26 protein-coding genes are annotated in these 26716 nt (G+C 51.6%); 9 read left to right on the forward strand and 17 right to left on the reverse strand.

All coding sequences use genetic code 11. The features are described 5' to 3' along the window. Positions 1-100 precede the first annotated feature (100 nt). The 7 genes from IV433_RS23110 to gmk form a co-directional block, all read right to left on the reverse strand. Positions 101-1492 carry a nucleobase:cation symporter-2 family protein gene (locus IV433_RS23110; protein ID WP_195816112.1) on the reverse strand — a complete coding sequence of 464 codons (1392 nt, stop codon included), beginning with the start codon at positions 1490-1492 and terminating at the stop codon, positions 101-103. A gap of 265 nt (positions 1493-1757) precedes the next feature. Next, positions 1758-3083, reverse strand: a complete 1326-nt coding sequence (locus IV433_RS23115; protein ID WP_195816113.1) for a PTS sugar transporter subunit IIC — start codon at positions 3081-3083, stop codon at positions 1758-1760. A 246-nt stretch (positions 3084-3329) separates the two neighbouring features. Continuing rightward, a complete protein-coding gene (gene recG / locus IV433_RS23120) occupies positions 3330-5411 on the reverse strand; it encodes an ATP-dependent DNA helicase RecG (RefSeq protein ID WP_195816114.1) in 2082 nt (693 codons plus the stop codon). Further along, entirely contained in the window at positions 5408-6106 is a 699-nt protein-coding gene (gene trmH, locus IV433_RS23125; RefSeq protein ID WP_195816115.1) for a tRNA (guanosine(18)-2'-O)-methyltransferase TrmH, read from the reverse strand. The genes recG and trmH overlap by 4 nt, the downstream gene beginning before the upstream one ends. Positions 6107-6111: 5 nt before the next feature. Then, positions 6112-8220 (reverse strand): bifunctional GTP diphosphokinase/guanosine-3',5'-bis pyrophosphate 3'-pyrophosphohydrolase, encoded by a 2109-nt coding sequence (spoT, locus tag IV433_RS23130; protein ID WP_095924090.1) that lies wholly within the window; start codon positions 8218-8220, stop codon positions 6112-6114. Positions 8221-8239: 19 nt separating this feature from the next. Next, a complete protein-coding gene (gene rpoZ / locus IV433_RS23135) occupies positions 8240-8515 on the reverse strand; it encodes a DNA-directed RNA polymerase subunit omega (RefSeq protein ID WP_015699238.1) in 276 nt (91 codons plus the stop codon). Positions 8516-8569: 54 nt separating this feature from the next. After that, complete coding sequence (gmk, locus tag IV433_RS23140) at positions 8570-9193, reverse strand: guanylate kinase (RefSeq protein ID WP_104923929.1); 624 nt, start codon at positions 9191-9193, stop codon at positions 8570-8572. 278 nt (positions 9194-9471) lie between these two features. Here gmk and ligB point away from each other — a divergent pair, with 278 nt between their 5' ends. Next, positions 9472-11169 carry an NAD-dependent DNA ligase LigB gene (gene ligB / locus IV433_RS23145; RefSeq protein ID WP_195816116.1) on the forward strand — a complete coding sequence of 566 codons (1698 nt, stop codon included), beginning with the start codon at positions 9472-9474 and terminating at the stop codon, positions 11167-11169. A gap of 21 nt (positions 11170-11190) precedes the next feature. Here the strand turns inward: ligB and IV433_RS23150 are convergent, their stop codons facing one another. Continuing rightward, on the reverse strand, positions 11191-11808 hold the full coding sequence (locus IV433_RS23150) for a trimeric intracellular cation channel family protein (protein ID WP_195816117.1): 618 nt from the start codon (positions 11806-11808) through the stop codon (positions 11191-11193). A gap of 344 nt (positions 11809-12152) precedes the next feature. On the opposite strand from IV433_RS23150, the gene IV433_RS23155 reads away from it, so the two are divergent. Then, on the forward strand, positions 12153-12773 hold the full coding sequence (locus IV433_RS23155; protein WP_195816118.1) for a TetR/AcrR family transcriptional regulator: 621 nt from the start codon (positions 12153-12155) through the stop codon (positions 12771-12773). Positions 12774-12912: 139 nt separating this feature from the next. Then, on the forward strand, positions 12913-14187 hold the full coding sequence (gene fabF / locus IV433_RS23160; protein WP_195816119.1) for a beta-ketoacyl-ACP synthase II: 1275 nt from the start codon (positions 12913-12915) through the stop codon (positions 14185-14187). 89 nt (positions 14188-14276) lie between these two features. On the opposite strand, the gene IV433_RS23165 is transcribed toward fabF, so the two are convergent. Further along, complete coding sequence (locus tag IV433_RS23165; protein WP_195816120.1) at positions 14277-15140, reverse strand: YicC/YloC family endoribonuclease; 864 nt, start codon at positions 15138-15140, stop codon at positions 14277-14279. A gap of 126 nt (positions 15141-15266) precedes the next feature. Here IV433_RS23165 and rph point away from each other — a divergent pair, with 126 nt between their 5' ends. Then, positions 15267-15983, forward strand: coding sequence for a ribonuclease PH (rph, locus tag IV433_RS23170; protein ID WP_101079933.1), 717 nt, complete (start codon positions 15267-15269; stop codon positions 15981-15983). Between the two features lie 84 nt (positions 15984-16067). Then, complete coding sequence (pyrE, locus tag IV433_RS23175) at positions 16068-16709, forward strand: orotate phosphoribosyltransferase (protein WP_195816121.1); 642 nt, start codon at positions 16068-16070, stop codon at positions 16707-16709. A 70-nt stretch (positions 16710-16779) separates the two neighbouring features. On the opposite strand, the gene slmA is transcribed toward pyrE, so the two are convergent. From slmA to coaBC, 3 genes are all read right to left on the reverse strand, one after another. Next, on the reverse strand, positions 16780-17376 hold the full coding sequence (gene slmA, locus IV433_RS23180; RefSeq protein ID WP_101079931.1) for a nucleoid occlusion factor SlmA: 597 nt from the start codon (positions 17374-17376) through the stop codon (positions 16780-16782). Positions 17377-17547: 171 nt separating this feature from the next. After that, a complete protein-coding gene (gene dut, locus IV433_RS23185; RefSeq protein ID WP_195816122.1) occupies positions 17548-18006 on the reverse strand; it encodes a dUTP diphosphatase in 459 nt (152 codons plus the stop codon). After that, on the reverse strand, positions 17984-19201 hold the full coding sequence (gene coaBC / locus IV433_RS23190) for a bifunctional phosphopantothenoylcysteine decarboxylase/phosphopantothenate--cysteine ligase CoaBC (RefSeq protein WP_195816123.1): 1218 nt from the start codon (positions 19199-19201) through the stop codon (positions 17984-17986). The genes dut and coaBC overlap by 23 nt, the downstream gene beginning before the upstream one ends. 183 nt (positions 19202-19384) lie before the next feature. On the opposite strand from coaBC, the gene radC reads away from it, so the two are divergent. From radC to mutM, 4 genes are all read left to right on the forward strand, one after another. Next, positions 19385-20065: a RadC family protein gene (gene radC, locus IV433_RS23195; protein ID WP_195816124.1), complete on the forward strand. Its 681-nt coding sequence runs from the start codon at positions 19385-19387 to the stop codon at positions 20063-20065. A 265-nt stretch (positions 20066-20330) separates the two neighbouring features. Then, positions 20331-20567 (forward strand): 50S ribosomal protein L28, encoded by a 237-nt coding sequence (rpmB, locus tag IV433_RS23200; protein WP_101079928.1) that lies wholly within the window; start codon positions 20331-20333, stop codon positions 20565-20567. 11 nt (positions 20568-20578) lie between these two features. Then, positions 20579-20746: a 50S ribosomal protein L33 gene (rpmG, locus tag IV433_RS23205; protein WP_004392084.1), complete on the forward strand. Its 168-nt coding sequence runs from the start codon at positions 20579-20581 to the stop codon at positions 20744-20746. A gap of 140 nt (positions 20747-20886) precedes the next feature. After that, positions 20887-21696: a bifunctional DNA-formamidopyrimidine glycosylase/DNA-(apurinic or apyrimidinic site) lyase gene (mutM, locus tag IV433_RS23210; RefSeq protein ID WP_195816125.1), complete on the forward strand. Its 810-nt coding sequence runs from the start codon at positions 20887-20889 to the stop codon at positions 21694-21696. A gap of 7 nt (positions 21697-21703) precedes the next feature. On the opposite strand, the gene coaD is transcribed toward mutM, so the two are convergent. The 5 genes from coaD to rfaQ form a co-directional block, all read right to left on the reverse strand. After that, positions 21704-22186 (reverse strand): pantetheine-phosphate adenylyltransferase, encoded by a 483-nt coding sequence (gene coaD, locus IV433_RS23215; protein ID WP_101079926.1) that lies wholly within the window; start codon positions 22184-22186, stop codon positions 21704-21706. A gap of 6 nt (positions 22187-22192) precedes the next feature. Continuing rightward, positions 22193-22960, reverse strand: coding sequence for a glycosyltransferase family 2 protein (locus IV433_RS23220; RefSeq protein WP_195816126.1), 768 nt, complete (start codon positions 22958-22960; stop codon positions 22193-22195). Continuing rightward, positions 22960-24234: a lipid IV(A) 3-deoxy-D-manno-octulosonic acid transferase gene (gene waaA / locus IV433_RS23225; protein WP_195816127.1), complete on the reverse strand. Its 1275-nt coding sequence runs from the start codon at positions 24232-24234 to the stop codon at positions 22960-22962. Before waaA ends, IV433_RS23220 begins: the two co-directional genes overlap by 1 nt. Positions 24235-24354: 120 nt before the next feature. Further along, positions 24355-25500 (reverse strand): glycosyltransferase family 4 protein, encoded by a 1146-nt coding sequence (locus IV433_RS23230; RefSeq protein WP_195816128.1) that lies wholly within the window; start codon positions 25498-25500, stop codon positions 24355-24357. Beyond that, positions 25493-26575, reverse strand: a complete 1083-nt coding sequence (gene rfaQ / locus IV433_RS23235) for a putative lipopolysaccharide heptosyltransferase III (protein ID WP_195816129.1) — start codon at positions 26573-26575, stop codon at positions 25493-25495. The genes IV433_RS23230 and rfaQ overlap by 8 nt, the downstream gene beginning before the upstream one ends. Positions 26576-26716: the final 141 nt, after the last annotated feature.

The following is a 26716-nucleotide window of genomic DNA, read 5'->3' on the forward strand; positions in this document are numbered from 1 at the left end:
AACAGCGACTTTTCTCAACAGGTTAGCAGAAGGGAGACAATAAAAAGCGGCAGGGGTTCCAGACCCGCTGCCGCTGTTGCACGTGGATTACATCCCGTGATTACTTTTCGTGAGGGAAAACCAGATTCAGAACTATCGCAGTAATCCCGCCTGCCGCGATGCCGGAAGACAGCAGCGTTTTAATCCAGTCTGGCGCGAATTGCAGGATCAGCGGCTGCTGGGAAACGCCCATGCCGACGGCCAGTGAAAGCGCCATGATCATAATCGCGCGGCGGTTCAGGCGCTCGCGGGAAACAATGCGCACGCCGGAAGCGGCAATCGTACCGAACATCACGATGGTTGCACCGCCTAAAACAGGCTCAGGAATGTGCTGCACGAACCCGGCAACCGCAGGGAAAAGCCCCAGTACGATCAGCATTAGCGCAACCACAAAACCAACATAACGACTGGCTACGCCGGTCAGCTGAATCACGCCGTTGTTCTGGCCGAAACAGGAGTTCGGGAAGGTATTGAATACGGCTGACAGCATTGAGTTCAGGCCGTTAGCCAGCACGCCGCCTTTGATACGCTTCATATACAGCGGGCCACTGACCGGCTGCTCGGAAACGTCAGATGTCGCAGTGATATCACCGATGGTTTCCAGCGACGTCACCATAAAGATAAGCATCAGCGGGATGAGCAGATTCCAGTCGAAGCCAAGGCCGTAATACAACGGCGTCGGTAACGTAATCCAGTTGCTCTGCGCGGCTGGTGCCACTTCAGGCAACATCCCCATCATCCAGGCCGCCAGATACCCTACCGCCATGGCGATAACCAGAGAAGCGACGCGCATATACGGATTACGCTGGCGGTTGAGCAGAATGATAACCACCAGAACGACGGCAGCCAGAATCAGGTTTTTAGGCGCGCCGAACGTATGATTACTCATCGCCGCATAGCCGCCACCAATTGACGTCAGCCCGACCTGAATCAGCGAAAGACCGATAATCATGACGACGATGCCGGAAACCAGCGGGGTGATGACGCGGCGTGCAAGGTGCAGGAATCGCGACAAAACGATTTCGGTGCAGGATGCCAGCATCAATGTGCCGAACAGTGCGGCCATCATTGTCGGAACGTCAGCGCCGCCGTTTTTCAGCGCCAGACCGCCCATAATCAACGGTGAAACAAAGTTAAAGCTGGTGCCTTGAATTGAAAGCAGGCCGGAACCGACGGGACCCCAGGTTTTAATTTGCAGAATGGAAGCCAGGCCCGAAGCAAACAGCGACATACTGATGATGTGCTGAGTGTCCTGCGCAGGTAAACCCAGCGCCTGACAAATCAGTAATGCGGGGGTGATCACCGCGACGAACATCGCCAGTAAATGCTGACAGGCGGCAAAGAGAGTCTGAGGAATTGGCGGACGGTCTTCAAGCCGGTAAATCAGTTCACTTTTTGGCTGGCGGGAAAGGTCGGGTTGCTGCGAGTCTTGTTCTGTGGTTTGCGAACTCATGTTATGGCATTCCAATAAGCGGCAAAGCGGGCATTTTTATTGAAATACGCGACAAAAGCAAACGTTTGCTAACGACAATTTAAACTGTGAAATCTTCGTTAAAAAATCTTTTATGAACTGTTTGCCCGGCGGAGGTTTTTTCTGAGAAGATCTTGTTCCGTTTTTACGGAAAATCGGGTAATTCCGGTGGGCGACTGAAGCTAAACAGGCGCCGGGATAAAAGCCACGGCGCCTGTTTCAGGCTTTCTGTTTCTTCACTTATCGCTTACTGAGTGGCCTCTGCTTTTTCCGTAAACACCGCTTCAGCTTCCGCTGCCTTTTCCTGCGTCAGCAACTGCTTTTCGTAAACCTTGAAGAACGGATAGTAAATCACCATCGAAAGCAGCATCAGCATGATCACCAGAATCGAGACTTTGAAATCCCAGCCCATTGCCCATGCAGCACCAATCGGTGCCGGAGATGTCCAGGGAACCAGTGAAATCATGTGCGGAAGAAGATTAGTCGAGACAGCGAGGTAGGCAATTATGGCGTTAACCATCGGTGCGAGAAGGAACGGAATGAAAAAGACCGGGTTCATGACGATCGGCGTACCAAAGATCACCGGCTCATTGATGTTAAAACAACTCGGTACCAGGCTAAGTTTTCCCATGGTGCGCAGATGCGCCGATTTACTGCGGCAAAACAGCAAGACCAGCCCGATGGTGGCACCGGAGCCGCCGATCACGATCAGGAAGTTCCAGAATGCTTCGGTCATGATGTGCGTCATCGGCAAACCGGCGGCGAGATCAGTCTGGTTCAACCCCAGATTGGTTAGCCAGAAAGCCTGCAACATCCCCGAAACGATAGCCGAACCATGAATACCGGCGAACCACAGCAGATGGCAAATCAGTACCGCCAGAAGTACGGCGGGCAGGGAGTCAGCGGCGGAAATCAACGGCTCGAAAAGCGCCATAATTGCCTGCGGTAACAGCATGTCGAAGCCCGACTGCACCAGCAAACTCAGCGGGAACAGCGTAATCACAACGGCAATAATCGGGATCAGCAGATCGAATGAATGCTTAATATTGGAAGGAACCTGTTCAGGTAGCCGTATGCCAATATTGTATTTTTTCAGCAAGCGCGTCAGCTCGGTCACATAAATCGCCACCAGAATTGCGGTGAAAATCCCTACGCCGCCCAGTGCGGCTGTCGACATTTTTTCATCGATCTGAGGCGCAGCCACCAGCAGAAAAGACATTAGCGAAAGCATCGCGGTCATAAACGGGTCAAGTTTGTAGCTTCGCGCCAGGTTGTAGGCAATGGCCGCAGCGATGTAGATCGACATAATCCCCATCGTCATATTAAACGGTGTCAGAATCTGCACTTCATATTTTGCCGAGAGTTCCAGCCAGTTTCGGGCAAATCCCCATGAGGATTCAGGAGAGAAAGGTGGGTGTACGAAAACCAGCAAAAAGGACCCCACAATCATAAACGGCATTGCTGAAATAAACCCGTCACGCACCGCCATAACATGGCGCTGAGAAGATAACCGGGCCGCAAACGGGCTGATTTTCTGTTCTATAAAATCAAAGAGGGTTTGGCTGATACTCATGATGATATTGGCCTTATGGTGAGGGGATCTGACAGGCTTGCCTTAATTATCATCAGTGTAGTGGCGGGATATGAAACCGGTTACCGACTTTGCCCCAGTCTGTGAAGGTCATCAAATAACCAGAGGACTTAATGGTTTTGAGGCAGAAATGAGCAAAAGTCGGGTTAATACATTGAAGCCAAAACATCATTTTCAATAATGTTTTGGCGTTTCAGAGAGAAAAACGAAAGTCGAAAAGCATAAGAATTATGCGTTGGTATAACGCACTCTTTCCGGCAGCCAGCGCTCAATCAGCGCCTTGGCATGATCGGGAAATTGCTGCTGAAGATACCGCGCAATGCGCTGTACGTCGGGGATCATGGCCTGATCGCGCAGCAAATCAGCGACTTTAAATTCAGCGCTGCCGGTCTGGCGCGTGCCCAGCAATTCGCCCGGCCCGCGGATTTCTAAATCCTGCTGAGCAATCACAAAACCATCGTTGCTGTCGCGTAAAACCTGCAAGCGCTTCTGCGCTGTTTTGCTCAGCGGTGTTTTGTACAACAATACGCAGTGAGAAGCGACTGCACCTCGTCCGACGCGGCCACGCAGCTGGTGCAACTGCGCCAGCCCGAGGCGTTCCGGGTTTTCGATGATCATCAGGCTGGCGTTGGGCACATCGACGCCCACTTCAATGACGGTTGTCGCCACCAGAAGCTGCACTTCGCCCTGTTTGAACGCCTGCATGACGGCCTGCTTTTCCTGTGCTTTCATCCGGCCATGAACCAGCCCGATATTCAGCGCAGGCAGCGCTTCTTTCAGCCCTTCCCAGGTGGCTTCCGCCGCCTGAGCTTCCAGCATTTCTGATTCTTCAATCAGCGTACAAACCCAGTAAGCCTGACGATTTTCCTGCTCGCAGGCGCTTTTCACGCGGCTGATGATATCGCTGCGGCGCGTATCAGGGATCGCAACGGTTGTTACCGGCGTTCTCCCGGGCGGAAGTTCGTCGATGACCGACGTATCCAGATCCGCGTAAGCGGTCATCGCCAGCGTTCGCGGGATTGGCGTTGCGGTCATGATCAGTTGATGCGGATGGAGTCCCTGTTGCAGACCTTTCTCCCACAATGCCAGCCGCTGATGAACGCCAAAGCGGTGTTGTTCATCAATGATCACCAGAGATAATGAGGAGAACAGAACCTGTTCCTGAAATATCGCGTGAGTCCCGACGACCATCGAAACCTGGCCACTGGCAATCGCATCCTGCTGCGCCTGTCTGGCTTTGCCTTTTTGTTTTCCGGCCAGCCATCCGACCTGAATTCCCAGCGGTTCGAACCACTGACGGAAATTATTAGCGTGCTGCTCGGCGAGTAATTCGGTCGGCGCCATCAGCCCTACCTGCTGACCCTGCGCAATCGCACAAAGCGCAGCAAGTGCTGCTACCAGCGTTTTACCTGAACCTACGTCGCCCTGAACCAGACGCATCATCGGATAGCTTTTAGCTAAATCCTGTTCGATTTCAGCCACCACGCGCTGTTGTGCGCCGGTCGGGCTGAACGGCAAAGAGGCCAGGAACTGATTTTTCAGACGATCGTCATGATCCAGCGGCATGGCTTTATAGTTTTGCGTGCCAGCGCGAACGGCCAGCATGCTGAGATTGTGCGCCAGCAACTCTTCCATAATCAGACGGCGTTGTGCCGGATGATGCCCTTTCTCAAGATCGGCCAGCTGAATATCTGGCGGCGGACGGTGCAGTAAATGCAGCGCCTGCGGAAGCGGAATTAGCGAACGGCTCAGTTCTTCCGGCAACAGTTCCGCAATAGGCACGGTATCGAGTAATTCCAGCGCCTGATCGGTCAGTTTACGCAGCGTGGCCTGACGGATGCCTTCCGTTGTCGGATAAACCGGCGTCAGCGATTCCTGCAAAACAACTTCGCTGTTTTCGCCCTGAATACGGTATTCCGGATGAATGATTTCAGCGCCGTGCGTGCCGCGTTTGATTTCGCCATAAGCCGTCACGCGGCGGCCAGCAGCCAGGCTATTTTTCATGGCGGCGTTGAAGTTGAAAAATCGCAATGTCAGCAAACCAGTGCCATCGCTTATCTGGCAGGTCAGCATTCTGCGACGGCCGAAACTGATGTCACTTCGCAGCACTTCGCCTTCAACGGTCGCAAAGATGCCCGGCAATAAATCATTGATGGTGTACAGACGGGTGCGGTCTTCGTAACGCAGGGGAAGGTGAAGCAGCAGATCCTGAATAGTTTCAAGACCGAGTTTAGCGAGTTTGTCTGCCTGACTGGCTCCCACGCCGGAGAGCGACGTGAGCGGGATGGCGTCGAGCAGGCGGCCTTTCATCTTTTTTTCACCGTCATTTGCATCGCTGACCACCATTCCTCATCAGCAATAATTTGACCATTCTCATCAATGAACGGACGCGGTAATTTCTTACGTTGCGCCACATGAGATAAGACCGGATAGCCACCTTCAAAGAGCAGACGTTGCTGTTCTTTCTCACTTAAAACGCTGTTCTCGCGAGTATACATTCCGGCATTCTCACGCTGGCGCTGTGCTTCGTACAGGATTAAAGCGGAGGCCACAGACACATTCAGCGACTGTACCATCCCGATCATCGGAATAATGATATCGCTGTCTGCAAGAGCCAGCGCTTCGGGAGTAATACCGGTTTTTTCCTGCCCCAGCAAAATGCAGGTCGGACGGGTGTAATCAATCGCGCGGAAATCGACGGCTTTTTCAGACAAATTGGTCGCAAGAATCTGCATACCTTGCGCCTTCATTTTGGCGACGGCATCCTGAATAGTTTTGTGCGTTTTGACCTGAACCCAGCTGTTACTGCCCGCAGCGGAAGACACCAGCGTCTTCATTCGGGTTGTTGGCCAGACGGCGTGGATTTGGTGAACACCGACGGCGTCGGCGGTCCGGATGACAGCAGAAACGTTATGCGGTTTATGCACCTGTTCCATGCAGACCGTCAGGTCTGGCTGTCGGGCCGCAAGCATTTCGCGGATGCGCGCATAACGTTCTGGGGTCATAACAATCAGTTTCGGTTGCGGGTAACTTTGATGACATCCGGCATGATACGAATTTTACGCATGATATTCGCCAGATGAACGCGGTCGCGGGTCGTCAGGCGGATAAAGGCACTGTATACGCGGCCGTCTTTTTCTTCAGTGCTCAGGCTCTGGATGTTTGACTGCGCGGCGTTAATCGCAGCGGTCAGATTTGCCAGAGCGCCCTGATGGTTGAACATATCGACTTTAATTTCCGCGATAAATTCCTGATCGGTTTCCTGGTGATCGTCCCAGTCAACGGCCATGAATTTCTCAGGTTCTTTCTGATAACCGCGAATGTTACGACAGGATTCGTGATGAATAACCAGTCCTTTACCCGGGCTCACGTGAGCAATAATCGGGTCACCCGGAATAGGGCGGCAGCATTTCGCGAAGGTAATCAGCACGCCGTCTGCGCCTTTGATTGGCAGATTTCGTGTACCCGATGTTGCCATCGAAGACTGATCACCCATCAGATTTTTAGCCACGACGACGCTCATGGCGTTACCGAGACCAATTTCAGCCAGCAAATCGTCCATCGCCGCGAGCTTCATGCGGTCGAGTTCGTTTTTGATATTTTCTGGCGGAATGTCTGACAGTTTCTTACCGGCACCCAGCGCATGGTTCAGCAGACGTCGACCGAGCGAAACGGAATCATCACGTTTCAGGTTCTTGAGCATCTGACGAATTTTGGCGCGAGCGCGTGAGCTGACGACAAAGTTGAGCCATGCCGCATTCGGGCGGGCGCCCGGCGCGGTAATGATTTCGATTGTCTGGCCGCTGGTCAGCGGCTGCGAGAGCGGATAAGGCTGGCGATCTACACGGGCGCCGACGCAGGCATGGCCGATATCGGTATGCACGGCGTACGCGAAGTCGACCGGTGTCGCACCCGCAGGCAATTCGACAATACGGCCTTCCGGCGTGAAGACGTAAATCTCGTCCGGGAACAGATCCGATTTCACGCTCTCGATAAATTCAAATGAGTTGCCTGCGCTTTGTTGCAGTTCGAGCAGGCTTTGCAACCAGCGCTGCGCACGAATCTGCGCCGTCGTGCTGGTTTCACTGTTCTCTTTATAAGCCCAGTGTGCCGCAACCCCCATTTCTGCCATCTGATCCATATCTTCGGTACGGATTTGTACCTCAACCGGAACACCGTGCGGGCCGATTAAAGAAGTATGCAGAGATTGATAGCCGTTGGCTTTAGGGATGGCGATGTAATCTTTAACCCGACCCGGACGCGGTTTGTACAGGCTGTGCGCCTGGCCCAACACGCGGTAACAGGTATCGAGTTCTTTAACGATCACCCGGAACGCGTAGATATCCATAATGGAATGGAAACGCTGTTCTTTCAGGTGCATTTTGCAATAGATCGAATACAGGTGTTTTTCGCGACCACTTACACGGCACTGAATACCGGCTTCGGTTAAACGGCCTTCTATCTCAGAGAGGATTTTTTGGATCATCTCTTTACGGTTACCACGTGCGGCTTTCACCACTTCTTTGATGACGCGATAACGGTTTGGATAGAGTGCTTCGAAGCCCAGCTCTTCGAGCTCGGTTTTCAGATGGTGAATACCTAAACGGTGTGCCAGCGGGCTGTAAATTTCCAGCGTTTCGCGGGCGATGCGGCGACGTTTATCCGGGCGAAGAGAGCCCAGCGTGCGCATATTGTGGGTACGATCGGCGAGTTTGATCAAAATGACGCGGATGTCTTGCACCATCGCCATGACCATTTTGCGGAAGTTTTCCGCCTGTGCTTCTTTCTTATCGCGGAATTTCAGCTTGTCTAACTTTGAAACGCCTTCAACCAGTTCAGCAACGCTTTTGCCAAACAGTTGTTCCATATCCTGGTAGGTTGCAGGCGTGTCTTCGATAACGTCGTGTAATAACGCCGCCATCAGAGTCTCATGATCGAGCCTCATTTCAGCCAAAATACATGCCACGGCTACCGGGTGAGTGATATAAGGCTCACCGCTGGAGCGTGTTTGCCCCTCATGCGCGTCCCGCGCCACGAGGTAAGCCTGCACGAGGCGCTTAATTTGCTCCTCCGGCAGGTATTTTTGAATCAGTTGATTCAGGCTTTCAAAGATATACAAGTGAGATCCGTTTCGTTAATTAACGACGACCTTCAGCGATGGCAGTCACTGCCTGAATCTCTGCGGCTTCCTGCTCTTGCTGTTCCTGACGGTCACGAACGTCGAGGATCTGATTAGTGATCAGGCCTTCTTCAATTTCGCGCAGGGCAATAACAGTGAATTTATCGTTTTCTTCAGCGACCAGTGGATCTTTACCACCAGATTGCAGCTGGCGTGCGCGACGAGCAGCCACCAACACCAGGTCAAAACGGTTACCAATTTTCTCAACAGCGTCTTGAACAGTTACGCGTGCCATATATGTGCTACTCCACAGGGTGACGAAAGACTGGGCATAATACTGAAAGTGACTTCAGTCTGCCAATAGTTTGGTGATTAATCCGTCATGACGGAGCCGTTGACGGCTCAGACGCAGACGTTCGGCGCGAATAATCGTTTTTAAATCTGATAAAGCCAGATCAAAATCATCATTCACAATTAAATAGTCGTATTCAGCAAAGTGCGTCATTTCTGCAACAGCCTGCGCCATACGTTTTGCGATGACTTCTTCGCTGTCCTGACCCCGGCCACGCAGGCGACGGTCAAGCTCATCTTTTGATGGCGGCAATACGAAAATACTGCGTGCCTGCGGCATTCTTTTCCTGATCTGCTGAGCACCTTGCCAGTCGATATCCAGGAAAACGTCAACACCAGACGCCAAAACCTGCTCAATGGTTTCACGTGAAGTCCCGTAATAATTCCCGAAAACTTCTGCGTGTTCTAAAAAGGCATCACGTTCAATCATCTCGCGAAACTCTTCTTTAGAGACAAAGAAGTAGTGCTCGCCATGTTTCTCGCCCGGACGTTCTGTACGGGTGGTATGGGAAATAGAAACCTGTGTGTCGTAGAGCGGTTGTGTCTTCAGTAAAGCCTGAATCAGACTTGATTTACCTGCTCCACTCGGGGCGGAGACAATATATAGCGTGCCTTGAACCATGATGACGTTTCAACTGATTGGGTTGATAGGAAGTATGCGAAGAGTGATCTCTCGCACAGTATACACGCTCGCCGCATTCGGTGCAGCGTTCCGACGTATTTCATCGTAACTAAGCTCGGGAAAACAGCCCCACTTTGTGGAATTACGCGCTGCATTCCAAAATTTCTTTGTATTACAGCAACGAATGAAATAACCAGGAAAGCATCTCGCAAGAATGAACATTGGCACTGGCAGATAAGATATCGACAACGTTTACTGGCGCTCACAAGGAGGTGCTTATGCGCCGTTTCATTCTTTTTATCAGTGTGTTCTGTTTTATTTTCCCAACGGTTGCCGGTGAGATATTCCAGCAGGATTGTCCTGCGTGGTCAGCGGCGCAGCTGAACCGGGAAACACATAAGCTTTCGGAGCAACTGGCTCAATGGGACAAGGTGTACCATGAATCCGGAAGCAGCCCGATCGAAGATTCTGTTTACGATAACCTGCGACAGAAGCAGAGTAAGTGGTTGCAGTGCGCCGGATTGCCATTGCCTGAGCTCACGGTACCGGGTGGCGATGACGCCATCGTTACTCACCCTGTCGCTCATACCGGGCTCAATAAATTACGTGATAAACAGGCTGTATCAGACTGGATGCGCGGCCGTAAAAATCTCTGGGTACAGCCTAAAGTCGATGGTGTGGCCGTTTCGTTGATTTACCGGTATGGCAAACTGGCGGCTCTGTTAAGCCGGGGCGATGGCGCCAAAGGCCAGAACTGGACGGTTAAAGCGGCTTCCATTCCGTCAATTCCACTCAATATTGCCGATAAAAGCCCGGAACTGGTATTGCAGGGCGAGCTGTATCTGAAGATGACCGGTCACCAACAAAGTGTTGAAGGTGGCATGAATGCGAGATCGAAAGTGGCGGGTGCCATGATGCGAAATTCGGTGTCCGATCAGCTCAGTCAACTTGGCATCTTCATCTGGTCATGGCCTGACGGGCCTGCCGACATGCAGGAACATCTCCAAAAACTTAGTGCTTTAGGGTTCCCTGAAGTTTCTCAATTCACACTTGCAGTTAACTCGGTGGAAGATGTATCGAAATGGCGTGATGCCTGGTTTCTCCGGCTGCTGCCTTTTGCGACCGATGGCGTGGTGATCCGCCAGCAAGAAGAGCCAGCCGGAAAATACTGGATCAATAAACCCGCCGCATGGGCCGTTGCGTGGAAATACCCGCCCGCAAGACAACTCACGGAAGTCTCCGGAATTACAACAACCACGGGGCGAAGTGGAAAAGTCACCGTAATTCTGAACCTGAAGACGCTGAAACTGGACGATAAATCGGTGAGTAAAGTCAGTGTAGGCTCGGTTGCCCGCTTTAAAGCATGGGATGTGTTGCCCGGTGATCAGGTGGCTATCAGTCTGGCCGGTCAGGGGATCCCGCGCCTTGATGATGTCACGTGGCGCGTGAGCGAACGCCCCGAAATAAACCTTCCTGATCCACAACAATATGATGCGCTTTCTTGTTTCACTCCGGAGCCCGGTTGCGCGCAGCAATTTCTCTCGCGCCTTGTCTGGCTTAGTGGTCCTGAAGGATTAGATATGGCCGGGTTTGGTGGTGCGACGTGGCAAAAGTTGTTCGAGAGGATCCCGGCTGATTCACTGGTGGCGTGGTTAAATCTGAATGAGAAGGACATGGCGGCTGTGCCGGGAATTAGTGTTAAGCAGGCGCAGAAGCTGGTGGCGCAAATCCAGCTGGCACGGGATAAAAGTTTCAGGCACTGGCTGTCAGCATTGGGTTTTCCTACCTTTGCCCTGAAGTTTGCGGAGCAAAGGCAAAACTGGCGTCAGCTGGAACAACTTACTTCAGGTGAATGGGAAACATTGGCCGGAGTTGGGCAAAAACGGGCCCGTCAGGTTTACGACTTTATCCATCACCCTCAGGTTATGGCGCTGGCCGGACGGCTAAAGCAGGCAGAACTGCCTGCTTTTCAGTAACGCACAAAGCCAGCCGATAACTTAATGGTCTGAGTGGGGGTAGTTGAAAACCGGCAGCCCGAGGCGAAAGCGCAGCGCGATAAGGCGTGCGGTAAAACCGACAAGCAGGGTGATGATCACCACCAGGTTGTGCGGCAATGCGAGGTATTGCAGGCCGATATAAACCCAGGCGGAGGCGAAAGAGATCCCGGCGTAGATTTCTTTTTGGAAAACCAGCGGGATCTGATTACACATCATATCCCTCAGTACGCCGCCGAAAACGCCGGTAATCACTGCACAGACTGAAGCAATAATGGCGCCGTGGCCCATATCAAGCGCAACCTGCGTCCCGATGATTGAAAACACCACCAGGCCTACGGCATCAAGCACAAGAAATAGCCGGCGAAGATGTTGCATCAGTGGTGCCAGCCAGGTCGTCATAATGGCAGCAACGGCCACAATGACGATGTATTCCGGATGCTTAACCCAACCTAAAGGATAGTGCCCGAGCAACATGTCACGAACAGATCCGCCACCAATGGCAGTCGCCGCTGCGATAATAATGACGCCAAAGGAGTCCATTTTACGACGCCCGGCCGCCAGAGCACCGGTCATGGCTTCTGCGGTGATCCCAATAATATAAAGAACTGTGAGTAACATGAATGTTCGCCGGACAAATCAGTAAGTGAGAAAGCAGGAGCAGCGTAGAGTAATGAGCTTTTCATAAACTCTCGATTAAGTTTTTCTTTTGCATCTTATTTCAGATTATAAAAACTAATGTGATTTACGCATCAGTCAGGCTAAGTAAAAGGCTCGGGAAGGATTCTGGCTTATTTTAGATTAGAAAAACAGATATCGCATGCCAGTTTGTTCATCCTTCTTTCGTTTTCTTCCTGATGGGTTTCTTCCATAAAGATGAAAAGTGTCTATTTTTAAGTTACGATTATTTAAAATCGTCACTAAAAGACGCAAGACCCAATGATTTTATCTGTCCGGAGGAGTGTATGAAGCCCGAAATTCCGGTTGCGTTAACTCAGCGTGGACCAGCCGAACACGAACGACGCGAACAAATTATTGATGCGGCATTTGAGCACTTTCGTCTGTATGGTTATGCCAAAACGTCTGTAGCGGATCTGGCGAAATCAATCGGTGTTTCAAGTGCTTATATTTATAAGTTTTTTGAGTCAAAACAGGCGATTGGTGAAGCAATCTGTTCCCAGCGAGTCGGTCAGATTGATCAGGCTTTGCTGCTGATTGCTCAGAGCGACCAAAGTGCAACTCTGCGCCTGCGTTCAATTTTTAAGACGTTGTTAACACGTAGTCTGGATCTCTTCTTTCAGGATCGAAAGTTGCACGACCTGGCTGCGACAGCTTCGGCGCAGCAGTGGAAATCTACGCTAAATCACCGGGCTATGATGTATGCCATCGTTGAAAAAATAGTCAATGACGGGCGTGAGTCTGGCGAATTTGAACGTAAGACGCCTCTGGATGAGGTCTGTATGGCCATCACCAGCGTGACGACTCCGTTCTCTCACCCGCTGTTGCTGGAACAAAAAACGCCGGAGCAACTGGAAGAACGCGTTCAGGCCATTACCGGTCTGGTTCTGCGTAGCCTGGCCAAATAGTCGCGACAAAAATTTCGAGTTACGGGTTTACAAAATCGTAATTCGTCACATACTGTCAGCCTTTAATTAAATCGTTTCTGCCCGCTGGTGGAAGTTTCAGCAGAAACTTATGTCTTCAACAGACAGAGAGGAAAGTTTTATGACTCATCGTCGAGTGGTTATTACCGGCATGGGGGCTGTGAGTCCTCTGGGCTGTGATATCGAAACTATCTGGAAGCGCCTGCTGGCCGGTCAGTCTGGTATCCGTGTTTTGCCGGAAGAAATTGTTGAAACGCTGTCCGTGAAAATTGGCGGTCAGGTACAAACTAAAGAACAGGATCCTGAGTCAGGTTTCGACCCTGACCTGTTTGTTGTGCCGAAAGACCAGAAGAAAATGGACCGTTTCATTCTTTTCGCCATGGCCGCTGCCGATATGGCGATTGCAAATTCAGGCTGGAAAGCGGAAACCGCTGAACAGCAGGAACGTACTGCAACCGTCATCGGTTCTGGTATCGGGGGTTTCCCGGCGATTGCACATGCTGTGCGCACCAACGACAGCCGCGGTGCTAAGCGTTTATCCCCGTTCACCATTCCTTCATTCCTGGTGAATCTGGCTTCCGGTCAGGTTTCCATTAAACACCAGTTCAAAGGCCCAATCGGCGCGCCGGTGACCGCCTGTGCGGCGGGTGTTCAGGCAATCGGCGATGCGGTTCGTTTGATTCGCAATGATGAAGCTGATGTTGCACTGTGTGGTGGCGCTGAAGCGGCTATCGATACCGTGAGCCTGGGTGGTTTTGCAGCGGCAAAAGCGATGTCTGCCGGCCACGAAGATCATCCGGAAAAAGCATCCCGTCCATTTGACAGCGCCCGTGACGGCTTTGTGATGGGCGAAGGCGCAGGCATGCTGGTTATCGAAGAACTGGAACATGCGAAAGCGCGTGGCGCAAAAATTCTCGCTGAGATCGTGGGTTACGGTACCAGCGGCGACGCTTATCACATGACCTCCGGTGCGGAAGACGGCAACGGCGCGGGTCGTGCGATGAAAATTGCTTTGCGTCAGGCGGGCATTCAGCCTTCAGACGTGCAGCATTTGAATGCGCATGCGACCTCTACGCCGGTGGGTGATTTAGGTGAAATTAACGCGATTAAAACCCTGTTCGGTACAGACGGGAAGCTGGCGGTAACATCCACCAAATCTGCAACCGGCCACTTGCTGGGCGCTGCGGGCGGTCTGGAAACTATCTTCACCATCCTGGCTGTGCGCGACCAAATCGTCCCGCCAACGCTGAACCTTGAAAACAAAGATGCCGCGGCAGAAGGCCTGAACATCGTTGGCAACACGGCGCAGAAGCACGGCATTACTTACGCGCTGTCCAACGGCTTTGGTTTTGGTGGTGTGAATGCTTGTGTACTCCTGAAACGTTGGGAAGATTAATTTCTTTCTGATTTTCAGAGCTAAAGCATAAAAAAACGCCTCCGGTCAGGCTGACCGGAGGCGTTTTTTATTGCATCAGAACAGATGATTTACTCGATGTTCTGAATCTGTTCGCGCATTTGTTCGATAAGCACTTTCAGCTCGATGGCTGAAGTTGTGACATCGGCATTGATCGATTTGGATGCCAGTGTGTTCGACTCGCGGTTAAATTCCTGCATCATGAAATCAAGGCGACGGCCGACCGCCTCTTCTTTCTTCATGATTTTATGCGTTTCCTTAACGTGCGCTTCCAGTCTGTCGAGCTCTTCTGCCACATCAATACGCTGCGCCATCAATACCAGTTCCTGTTCCAGGCGGGTATTTTCCAGCTGAACCTGCGCGTCTTCCAGTTTACTCACCAGACGTTCGCGCTGCCATTGCAGGATATTGGGCATCTGGGCGCGGACTTTCACGACTTCACCGCTGACGCCGTCGAGACGTTGTTCAATCAGCGTTTTCAGCGCAGCACCTTCGCTTTCGCGCGCGCTGATAAAGTCGTCCAGCGCGGTATCCAGCGCCAGCAGCAGTTCGGTGCTGATTGCATCCAGATCCTGTTCTTCGGCCAGCATTACGCCCGGCCAGCGCAGAACTTCCAGCGGATTAATTTCGCCTTCGTCGCTTTGCATTTTTACCCATTGCGCCGCTTCAACCAGCTGTTTCGCCAGTTTTTCATTCAGCTGCAAAGTGCTTTGCGCGCCCGGATCGAGATCAAAACGCAGATTACATTCGACTTTACCCCGTGTCAGACGGGCACGAATGCGCTCGCGAATAACTGGTTCCAGGCTGCGAAATTGCTCTGGCAGACGGATGTAAGTTTCGAGATAACGTTGGTTTACCGAGCGAAGTTCCCACGCGGCGCTGCCCCAGTCACCCTTAATTTCGCGTCGGGCATAAGCGGTCATACTACGGATCATGTATGCGTACCTGTTAATGTAAAGATGCAGCGATTATAGCCCCGGTAAGCGGGTCATGATAGGCATTACCTCGCGAAGTCCGTATAATGCGCAGCCAAACACGATTCGCGACCCGGAGAACTATCCATGCGTCCAGCAGGCAGAAATGCACAACAAGTACGCCCCGTAACACTGACCCGCCATTACACTAAACACGCTGAAGGTTCCGTGCTGGTGGAGTTTGGTGATACCAAAGTGCTGTGTACCGCGACGGTCGAAGAAGGCGTTCCGCGTTTCCTGAAAGGTCAGGGACAAGGTTGGATCACGGCTGAATACGGCATGCTGCCGCGCTCCACGCACAGCCGTAATGCGCGTGAAGCCGCGAAAGGCAAACAAGGCGGTCGTACTCTTGAAATTCAGCGTCTGATTGCCCGCTCATTGCGTGCGGCAGTGGATCTCAAAAAACTGGGTGAATTCACCATCACGCTGGACTGCGATGTTTTGCAGGCTGACGGCGGCACGCGTACTGCATCTATCTCCGGTGCCTGTGTGGCGCTGGCGGATGCACTGAACGCGCTGGTGGCTGCGGGTAAACTGAAAGCCAATCCGATGAAAGGGATGGTTGCTGCCGTTTCCGTCGGTATTGTGAAAGGTGAAGCGCTGTGCGACCTCGAGTATGTCGAAGACTCCGCCGCTGAAACGGACATGAACGTGGTCATGATGGAAGATGGCCGCATGATTGAAGTACAGGGCACCGCCGAAGGCGAGCCGTTCAGCCACGAAGAACTACTCACTTTACTTTCCCTCGCACGAGAGGGGATCGACACTATCTTCCAGGCGCAGAAAGCGGCGCTGGCGGAATAATTTTTAAGGCGACTGAGAAGTCGCCTTTTTTATGGCCTGCGGGCTGACAATTGCAGATATAAGACGTTAACGAGGAGACCATCAATGAAAGCCTATCAGCGCCAGTTTATTGAGTTCGCACTGAACAAACAGGTTTTGAAATTCGGCGAGTTTACCCTGAAGTCCGGGCGCATCAGTCCTTACTTCTTCAATGCCGGTTTGTTTAATACTGGCCGTGATCTGGCGTTACTGGGACGTTTTTACGCTGAAGCATTGATGGATTCAAAAATTGATTTCGATTTAGTTTTCGGCCCGGCCTATAAAGGGATTCCGATCGCGACAACCACCGCCGTCGCGCTGGCTGAGCATCATGACCGCGATGTACCGTATTGTTTCAACCGCAAAGAAGCCAAAGATCACGGTGAAGGCGGTTTACTGGTGGGCAGCCCGCTTCAGGGCCGCGTCATGCTGGTTGATGATGTGATTACCGCCGGTACCGCTATCCGTGAATCCATGGAAATCATCAATGCTCACAGCGCGACGCTGGCGGGCGTGCTGATTTCTTTGGATCGTCAGGAACGTGGCCGCGCGGATATTTCGGCGATTCAGGAAGTTGAGCGTGATTATCACTGCAAGGTGATTTCAATTATTACGCTGGCGGATTTGATTGAATATCTGGAAGAGAAAGCGGAAATGGCTGACCATCTGGCGGCTGTGCGCGCGTATCAGCAAACGTACGGCGTGTGATCATTCCTGTGAAATGAAAAAGGGCCTTCCGGCCCTTTTTTGCATCTGTAATCTGTGCTGAAAATTGACGTTATTGCAGCTGAGCAGAAATCAGCGGCCAGCGTGTATCAAAGTCCTGAGTCGGACGATACTTGAATTCTGAACGCACAAACCGCGATAACATCCCCTCGCAAAATGCCAGCAACTGACTGGCGAGAAGGGTTTCATCACTGGCGAATCCGCTGCCCTCACGCATTTTCTTTTCACGCAATACCTGTCGCAGTTGCGCTTCAATCCGCTCAAAAAGCTGGTTTATGCGGCCTTGCAGGCGGTCTTGTTCGAACATCAGTGCGTGACCGGTCATAATGCGGGTAAGCCCCGGATTGCGTTCGGCAAAACCTAAAATCAGCAGTAAAATCAGACGGATTCGGTTTAACGTATCTTTCTCATCCTGGAGGATAAGATTGATACGGGTGATCAGGCTGTCTTCGATAAACTCGATTAAGCTGTCAAACATCCGCGTCTTACTGGGAAAATGACGGTAAAGAGCTGCTTCCGAAACGCCTACGCTGGCGGCGAGTTTTGCGGTAGTGATCCGCTGGCTGCCATCGCTGGACTGAAGCATTTGCGCTAACGCCTGCAAAATCTCTTCGCGCCGGTTCCTTTTTGTCGTTTCTTTCTCTGCCATGTCTGAATAGACCCTTGCTAAAAAACGGCTAAAATCATGGAGAAACCGCACAACTGCCGCATGAATCGCTGTGATCCTGCGGCTTATTTCGTTCCCTTGGTGTTGTTACGGTCTGATAGTGATAAGGATCTGTTCAATATCGCGTCAAAATCTGCGGTGCTGAACAGGTTCTTATTGACGGCCCGAGTGGCCAAAACCACCTTCACCGCGTTCACTGGCGTCAAAATCTTCCACCAGATTGAATTCTGCCTGAACAATCGGCACAAAGACCATTTGAGCAATACGCTCGCCCGGCTCGATCACAAATGTTGTCTGACCACGGTTCCAGACGGAAACCATCAACTGGCCCTGATAATCGGAATCGATAAGACCGACCAGGTTGCCCAGAACGACGCCGTGTTTATGGCCCAAACCTGAACGTGGCAGGATAACTGCCGCCAGATTTGCATCACCGATATGGATAGCCAGACCGGTTGGCAGCAACGTCGTTTCGCCCGGTTTCAGTTCTACAGATGCGTCCAGACAGGCGCGCAAATCAAGACCTGCGGAGCCCGGTGTTGCGTAAGCAGGTAAAGGGAAAGTCGAACCGATGCGCGGGTCGAGAATTTTAATGTCGATTTTTTTCATCATAACGGCTGACAATCTCTTCTAATAAACGTTGACCAAGCAGGGACTTATCGCTGAGCGGTAAGATTTTATCCCCGTCCTGCCAAAAAAGATGCAAGGCATTGGTATCAGTATTGAAACCATGTCCGGCAAGTGAAACGTCGTTAGCGCAAATCAGATCCAGATTCTTACGGATCCTTTTTTGCCGCGCGTATTCTTCCACATTCTGGGTTTCTGCGGCAAACCCCACGACATAGGGCCGGTTTTCCGTCATAGCGGCAACGCCTGCCACAATATCGGGATTTTTGACCATTTTTACAGTGATTTCATCACCTTGTTTTTTGATTTTTTCTTCAGCAACTAACTCTGCACGGTAATCCGCGACGGCTGCGCAGGAGATGAAAATCTGCTGTGAAGCGGCGGAAAGTTGCACAGCTTTTTGCATATCCAGCGCGCTTTCGACGTCAATGCGGCGGACATTCGGCGGTGTCGGTTGTGATACAGGACCCGCAATCAGCGTGACCTGTGCGCCACGGTCAGCAGCCGCTTTGGCGATGGCGAATCCCATCTTTCCTGAACTGTGGTTGCTGATAAAACGTACCGGGTCGAGCGCTTCGCGCGTCGGGCCTGCGGTAACCATGATATTCAGATGCGCCAGATCTTTACGTGCAGAAAAATGGGTATTGGCTAAATCGACTATCACCAGCGGATCGAGCATCCGGCCAGGGCCGATATCGCCACAGGCCTGGCTTCCGCTGTCGGGCCCCCAGATTAACGTGCCGCGTGCGGCCAGTTTTTCCAGGTTCTCCTGAGTGACGGCAGCGCGATACATTTGCTGGTTCATAGCTGGCAAAACGGCAACGGGCGCGGCAGTTGCCAGGCAGACGGTTGTCAGCAGGTCATTCGCCATACCGGCATTCATTCGTGCCAGTAAATCAGCCGTGGCGGGAGCAATCAGAACTAAGTCAGCCCATTTGCCCAGCTCAATATGCCCCATTGCCGCTTCGGCAGCCGGATCAAGGAGGTCATCAGAGACCGGATAGCCAGAAACGGCCTGCAGGCTCAGGGGAGTCACAAAGGATTTCGCCGCTTGCGTCATGACCACGCGTACTTCTGCGCCTCTTTCACGTAAGCGACGTACCAGTTCTGGTGCTTTATAGGCAGCGATACCACCGCTGATACCGAGCACAATATGTTTGCCGGAAAGTCCCGTCATCATCATTGTCCGATTGGTTGTAAGCCGAAAGAAGCGACATTTTAGCATAACGCGGAATGATGACAGCTATTGGCGATGCTCTTAAGCGGATGAATAAAAATTCTGCGTAATGCCTCGCAGGCTTTTAAACCGGAAACACCCGCGGGCAGCGCTCTGTGCCACAATCGGCGCCTAAAAGGAGTCAGGATGACGAAAGCACAGGAAAGTTGGCCGGGAGAGTTGCCTCCGCGGGAAAAACTACTGCAACAGGGCGCAAAAGGGCTGACCGATCAGGAGCTGCTGGCGATCTATCTGCGCACCGGTTGTCAGGGGATGCACGTCATGGAGCTGGCGAAGAATCTTCTGGAAAAATTCGGTTCTCTGCATCAGTTGCTGATGGCTGATTTTGATTCAATGGCGGGCATTAAAGGGATGGGCGTCGCGAAATTTGCACAGTTGGTTGCAGTTTCAGAACTTTCGCGGCGGTCATATTTACGCCACCTCAATGCTGAGAATGCGATGCTTAGCCCTGAGGTCATGCGGGAATATCTGCAGAATTTGCTGGTTTTTCGGGAAAGAGAGGTCTTTCTGGTACTTTTTCTCGACAACCAGCATCGCGTTATTCGCCATGAGGAGATGTTTGCTGGTACTATTGGGCACGTAGAAGTGTATCCCCGCGAAATTGTTCGCGGTGCGATGAAGGTTAATGCGGCAGCCCTAATTCTGGCGCATAATCACCCATCCGGTCGGGCTGAGCCCAGCCTGATGGACCGGAAAGTGACTGAACAGATTATTCGAGCTTGCCAACTGCTGGAAATTCGCGTCCTCGACCATTTGGTTGTAGGCCACGGAGAAACAGTCTCTTTTGCTGAACGCGGTTGGATTTAGCGTCGTTTTTTGAAGATCCTTAGGGATCTTTAGCTGTTCGGGACTTGAGCACTTACGCTACAGAGCGTATACTACGCCACCTTTGAGAATCTTGGGTTTGGCGTTAAGAGCCTATCTCAGCAGGTTTCTAACCTGATGAATTGGTTTTTACCCGACGACAGTGAGTCGGTTCTCAGTGGAGTTTGCTGAGATGGGCTCTAAAAGCCTGACGAGGCGGCCATACCCTATACGAAGCTCGAGCTGATTTGATTTTTGGAGAATAGACATGTCCCGAGTCTGCCAAGTTACTGGCAAGCGCCCGGTGAGCGGTAACAACCGTTCCCACGCACTGAACGCGACCAAACGCCGTTTTCTGCCGAACCTGCACTCCCACCGTTTTTGGGTTGAGGCTGAGAAGCGCTTTGTAACTCTGCGTGTATCTGCTAAAGGTATGCGTGTTATTGATAAGAAGGGTATTGAGACGGTCTTGGCCGATCTGCGTGCCCGCGGTGAGAAGTATTAAGGAACTGCATCATGGCTAAAGGTGTTCGCGAGAAGATCAAGCTGGTTTCTTCTGCTGGTACTGGTCACTTCTATACCACCACGAAGAACAAGCGTACTAAGCCGGAAAAATTGGAACTGAAGAAATTCGATCCAGTTGTCCGTCAACACGTGATCTATAAAGAAGCTAAAATTAAATAATTTTAGTGGATTAATAAAACCCGGCTCCGGCCGGGTTTTTTATTGCCTGAATTTGGCTATTTCCGCTCAGCGCGACTTTTGTTTGCCTGATGCCGATGTCTGCGACACACTCTGAGAATCATTCTGCTAAGGGAGAAATTATGCCGGAATTACCTGAGGTTGAAACCAGCCGCAGAGGGATTGAACCCTATCTGAAAGGCCACACGATCATGCACGCTATCGTGCGTAATCCGCGTCTGCGCTGGCCTGTTTCTACAGAGATTCTGTCGCTCAGTGACCAGCCGGTGCTGAGCGTTCAGCGTCGTGCAAAGTACCTGCTGGTTGAGCTCAAGACGGGCTGGATCATCATTCATCTGGGCATGTCTGGCAGTTTGCGGATTTTGTCGGAAGAAACCGAGCCAGGTAAACATGACCATGTCGATCTGGTGATGGATACCGGTTTCGTGTTGCGTTATACCGACCCGCGACGTTTTGGAGCCTGGTTATGGTCTTCAGATCTGGCGGCCAGCAATGTTTTAGCGCACCTCGGGCCGGAGCCTTTAAGTACTGATTTTACGGCCGATTATCTGCTGGAGAAGTCGCGCACAAAAAAATCCCCCATCAAGCCTTGGCTGATGGACAACAAACTGGTGGTCGGAGTAGGCAACATTTACGCCAGCGAATCGCTGTTTGTTGCGGGGATTTCACCGGACAGGCTGGCGCATTCGCTTAAACGCGATGAGGCCGAATTACTCGTCAGAACCATTAAAGCGGTGTTACTACGTTCCATTGAGCAGGGCGGAACCACGCTGAAAGATTTCCTTCAGTCGGATGGCAAACCGGGGTATTTCGCGCAGGAATTACAGGTTTATGGCCGCGCTGGCGAGCCTTGCAGGGTATGCGGTACGCCTGTCGAGAGTAAGAAACATGCTCAGCGTACCACGTTTTTTTGCCCTAACTGCCAGCGGTAGAACAGACTCAGGCGCTGATCTTCTCCATCAAAGCCTGAGTGATTTTTTGAGGCAGGAAAGGCGTGATATCGCCACCGTGGCGGGCTACTTCCTTCACCAGAGATGATGAAATAAACGACCACTCTTTTGATGGCATCATAAATACGCTTTCCAGCGTCGGCAGCAAATGCCGGTTCATGTTTGCCAGCTGCATCTCATATTCAAAGTCAGACACCGCACGCAAGCCACGCACCAACACATTCGCGCCCTGCGCTTTGGCAAAGTTCGCCATCAGATCACTAAAGCCAATCACTTCGACATTTTTCAGATGAGAAGTCACCTGCGTGGCCAGCGCTACACGTTCATCCAGAGTAAACATCGGTTTTTTGCTCGGGCTGGCGGCAATCGCCAGAATGACGTGATCGAACATCAGCGCAGCACGCGTCACGATATCCAGATGTCCGTTAGTCAGCGGGTCGAAAGTGCCGGGATAAATTGCCTTAGTGCTCATACTGGCTCACTTTTGCAGTTGATGGCTGAGCGCCCACAGGGCGGCATATTTATTGAAAGTATACTGTGCATTGACGCCCGCCAGGATCAAACCCTGTTTTCCATCCAGAAAACCCGCCCGCAGGACCCAGGTTTTGATGAATGCGCCTGACATGTGTGAAATGACAGAGAAAAAGCTGCAACGGCGGCCTTGCTGATGGCGCTGACGGGCCCATGCTTCGGCATAGCTGAGCTGTTTGCGCTGGAAAGCAAATAAATCCCGACAAGTCAGGTGCAGCAAATCGCCTTGCAAAGGGATGACGGCGGCATTGCCCGTGTTCAGCGATTCATGAACTAAATCGTCGTTATAGCGGAAGGCTGAAGGATATAAGCGGTTGACGCGATCGGGATACCAGCCGCTGTGGCGCATAAATTTTCCGAGGAATAAATTACTGCGGCCGAGACTGTAAACCGTATTTTCCTGAGGATTATTCAGAACGTTTTCAACCGACTGACGCAGTTCTGGGGAAACCCGTTCGTCCGCGTCGATCATCAAAATGTAATCGCCGGTCGCATAGCTTTGCGCTAACTGGCGCTGCCTGCCAAAACCGGGCCATTGCACGTTGGTGAAAACTTTCGCACCGAACTGACGGGCAACGTCCGGTGTGGCATCTTCACTGCCTGAATCAAGCAGGATGATTTCATCTGCCCAGGCCACGGACTCGAGGCATTCAGGCAGCAGATCTGCTTCATTGCGTGCAATTAGCACGACGGATAAACGTTTTTTATCGGCCATTAATGACCCCGCACAGGCAGATAAGGCTCCAGCAAATGCAGAAGGCGTTGCAGCGCGCCCTGATTTTGATGCAAAACTTCTACCGCGTGGCGCCCGTAATACAGACGATAATCTTCATCTGTCAGCAGCGTGGAGATTTCTTTGACCAGCGATGGCGTATCCGACACGGTGATCAACCCATCGTCCTGCGCGAGCTTGGCGCAGATATCTTTGAAGTTAAACGTATGGGGACCCATCAGGACAGGAATAGCGTGTGCTGCGGCTTCCAGAGGATTATGGCCTCCGCGATCGACCAGACTGCCGCCAACAAACGCCAGATCGGCAATTCCGTACAGCAGCATTAACTCACCCATCGTATCGCCGATTACGACCTGCGTTCCCGACGAAGGCACCTCCCCCGTACTGCGCTGTGTGAAGGTCAGACCCGCTTTGCGCGTCAGTTCACAGGCAACCGGGAAACGTTCCGGATGGCGCGGCACAAGGATCAGCAACAGCGTCGGGTGAGCTTTCAGCAATTCTTTATGCGCTTCCAGTAGCAGGGTTTCTTCCCCTTCATGCGTACTGGTCGCAATCCACACCTGGCGGCGTGATGCCCACTGACTGCGCAGCGCGATGGCTTTCGCGGCAAGTTCCGGCGTCACGGAAATATCAAATTTCAGGCTACCGGTAACCGCGAGCTGATTGCGTTTTAATCCCAGCGAAAGGAAGCGGTCGCCATCTTCCTGATTTTGAGCGGCAATCAGCGTGATACGTTGCAAGATAGTGCGGATGAATTTGCCCAGCTTTTTGTAGCCTTTGGCCGAGCGTTCGGAAAGGCGCGCGTTAGCAATCACTAAAGGTATTTTACGGCGATGCAGGGCGCTAATGAGATTTGGCCAAAGCTCGGTTTCCATAATGATAACCAGCTTCGGGTTCACCTCATTGAGAAAACGGTTCAGCGATCCTGGCAGATCATAAGGAAGATAAACGTGATGAACACCGGCGCCAAAAGCGGACTGAACACGCTCGGAGCCCGTCGGTGTCATCGTGGTCACCGTGATCGGCAAAGAAGGATAACGATGACGCAGGGCACGGACTAAAGGAATTGCCGCCAGTGTTTCGCCCACGGAGACTGAATGCAGCATGATGCCGCCAGAAACCACCTTCCCTTTGCAGAAGCCATAACGTTCAGCCCAGCGTTTACGGTATGCCGGTGACTTCCGGCCACGTACCAGTAAACGGATCCAGATAAGAGGCTGGATGAGGTATATGATTATATTATAAAAAATAGTCATTTTTTTTGAGGCGTTGCGTTAGGGAAAGTCAATTTCATATAGCGAAAATAGTCCCGGCGGATAGTTGGGCACATGTTACCAGATAAGTACGATCGACTCATCATGTCAGCGCCCGTGTCGTCAGGCCAGTAATGAGTAATAAAGCGCGACTAACTGTTGTGAAAGGTTTTTAGGTGAATAAGGTAAAACACGCTCTCTGGCAGCGTTCCCCATCTTTTCATTCTCAAGACGGGACGGAATACGCTTCACAAATTCACTGAGTTTCGCGACATCAAGCGCATCGCAAACAAAACCTTCGCGACCTTCGGTGATAAATTCAGCGCCGCCGCAAGTCTGGCTGGTGATAACAGGCAATCCGCAGGCCATGGCCTCAAGAATGACATTCGGGAACGGGTCATACAGCGTGGGCAAAATCATACCATCGGCCGCGTGATAATAAGGAAGCACGTGGTTTTGAACACCTGCAAAACGAACACGGTCAGCGCAACCTGATTGCTGCGCCAGATCTTCATACTTTTTCTGATCTTTATCCTGGCCGACTACGATGAGATAACGGTCACTTGCCGCTATGGCTTCAATCGCCGGTTTTAAACCTTTGCGTTCAAAACCAGAGCCCACATAAATCAGCGCCACAGCATTCTGCGGGATAGAAAGATTTTCGCGTGACAGTGCGCGCTGCTCTGGTGTCGCAGGAACAAATTTTTGAGCATCAATCGCGTTGTAGATCACTTCGAAACGGTCTTCATGAACGCCATAGCAACGTATGATATCGCGCTTAACCATCTCTGAATTGCAGATGATTTTCTTCAATTCCGGGGAATGGAACATCTCTTCCTCGGCCCGAAGAACATAACGGTGGTAGGGGCTGATTTGAGTAATCAGACGCTGCAAAGGTGAAACAACGCGAGCGCGTTGTTCAAGCCAGACACGATGCGCGCCATCGCCTGCACGGAAAATATCGCAGCCGGGAATACGCTCATGACTTTGAACAATATCGAAATGTTCTTGTTTCCAGTATCTTTGCGCCGCGGCTGCAAAACCCTTCTCCCTTGAGACCCTACCGTATTTTGCCGGATTGCAGAGGTGGATTTTCCATTTTGGATTTGGCTTGCCTTCCCACTGACGGGTAATGATATTCAGGTCGATATTCTGATCATCAAGTGCTTCAAGAGCCCGGGAGATAAAGCGCTCAGCGCCTCCGTCAGGCCGATATTTTTGCCTGACAATGGCCAGAGAGATTGCTTTTGCATCCGGAGTTTTAGTCATGCAAATAACTCCTGGCGGCATCAATGACATCGTTCACCGGGATTGCATGCAAATAACGTTGTTGGGTTTTCGTATCGATGGAATCAGGTGCAGGCAGAGGCGCGTAATCACCCGCCCACAGCGTCGTGTTGTTATTTCCCCACGGTCGCCAGTGCTGCATTTTTGTTGGCCCGAACAAGGCAACGCAAGGCGTATTGAGCGCTGCTGCCATATGCATCGGTGCGGAATCGACGCCAATAAAGAGTTTCGCACCATCTATCATCGCAGCCAGTTGAGTCAGTGACAGCTGACCGGCAACAGAAATCACCTGAGGATTGTGCGTAAGATCCTGGATTTTCCGTACCATCTCCAGTTCCTTTTTGTCGGGGCTGGCTGTCATTACTACCGTCAGGCCCGTCTCTCCAAGCGCATCAATTACGCTGGCAAATTTATCATCATCCCAGCATTTAAAAGCCCAGCGGGATGTTGGCTGAATCACGATGTATCCGCCCGTAACCTGATTTTTTATCAGTAATTGCTGACAGAATGCTTTATCACTTTCTGAATAATGCATTGATGTTCTGGCATCTTCAGTCGAAATACCCAGCGGAGATAAAATCGACATATTTTGCTCAACCGTGTGCAGCTCGCTGTGATTTTCCGTTGTGACCAAATGCGTATGACCCACCCGCCATACTACTGAACGACGTTTTTTGAAGTCGAATCCCAGCCGGACTTTTGCACCGGAGAGCATCGAAAGCAGGGCGCTGCGCCATTGATCTGCCAGATTTATCACCAGATCATATTGTCGTGCGCGGATGCTTTTGATTAACAGAAGTTCTTGCTGCATCTGGTAGCGAATACCTTTCTTTTTCCATGATCTGTCAATGACATGGATATCTGTTAATGCAGGATGTTCGCTAAGAATAGGACGTGTTTCTTTGTACAAAAGCACATCAATTTCAGCATCAGGATAATGCTGGTGAAGTCTGTTTATCACCGGCGTCGTCAGCACCATATCTCCGTGATGGCGGAGTTTAATCAGCAGAATTCTTCTGGGAGTCAGCGCTGCATATTTGGCTTCGGAGTTAGGCATTCTATTTTCTGATCGTAGAATAGAGTAAGTTGATTCTAGGTGAAGAATCCGGTGCTGTGAAGTTATTTATCTGGCTGATATAGAAGATAAATAACTTCGTTTATGAAGTCTTTATAATAGGGTTCAGAGCGTAATGGAATC

The sequence above is a fragment of the Rahnella laticis genome, from assembly GCF_015644585.1.
GTDB classification, from domain to species: domain Bacteria; phylum Pseudomonadota; class Gammaproteobacteria; order Enterobacterales; family Enterobacteriaceae; genus Rahnella; species Rahnella laticis.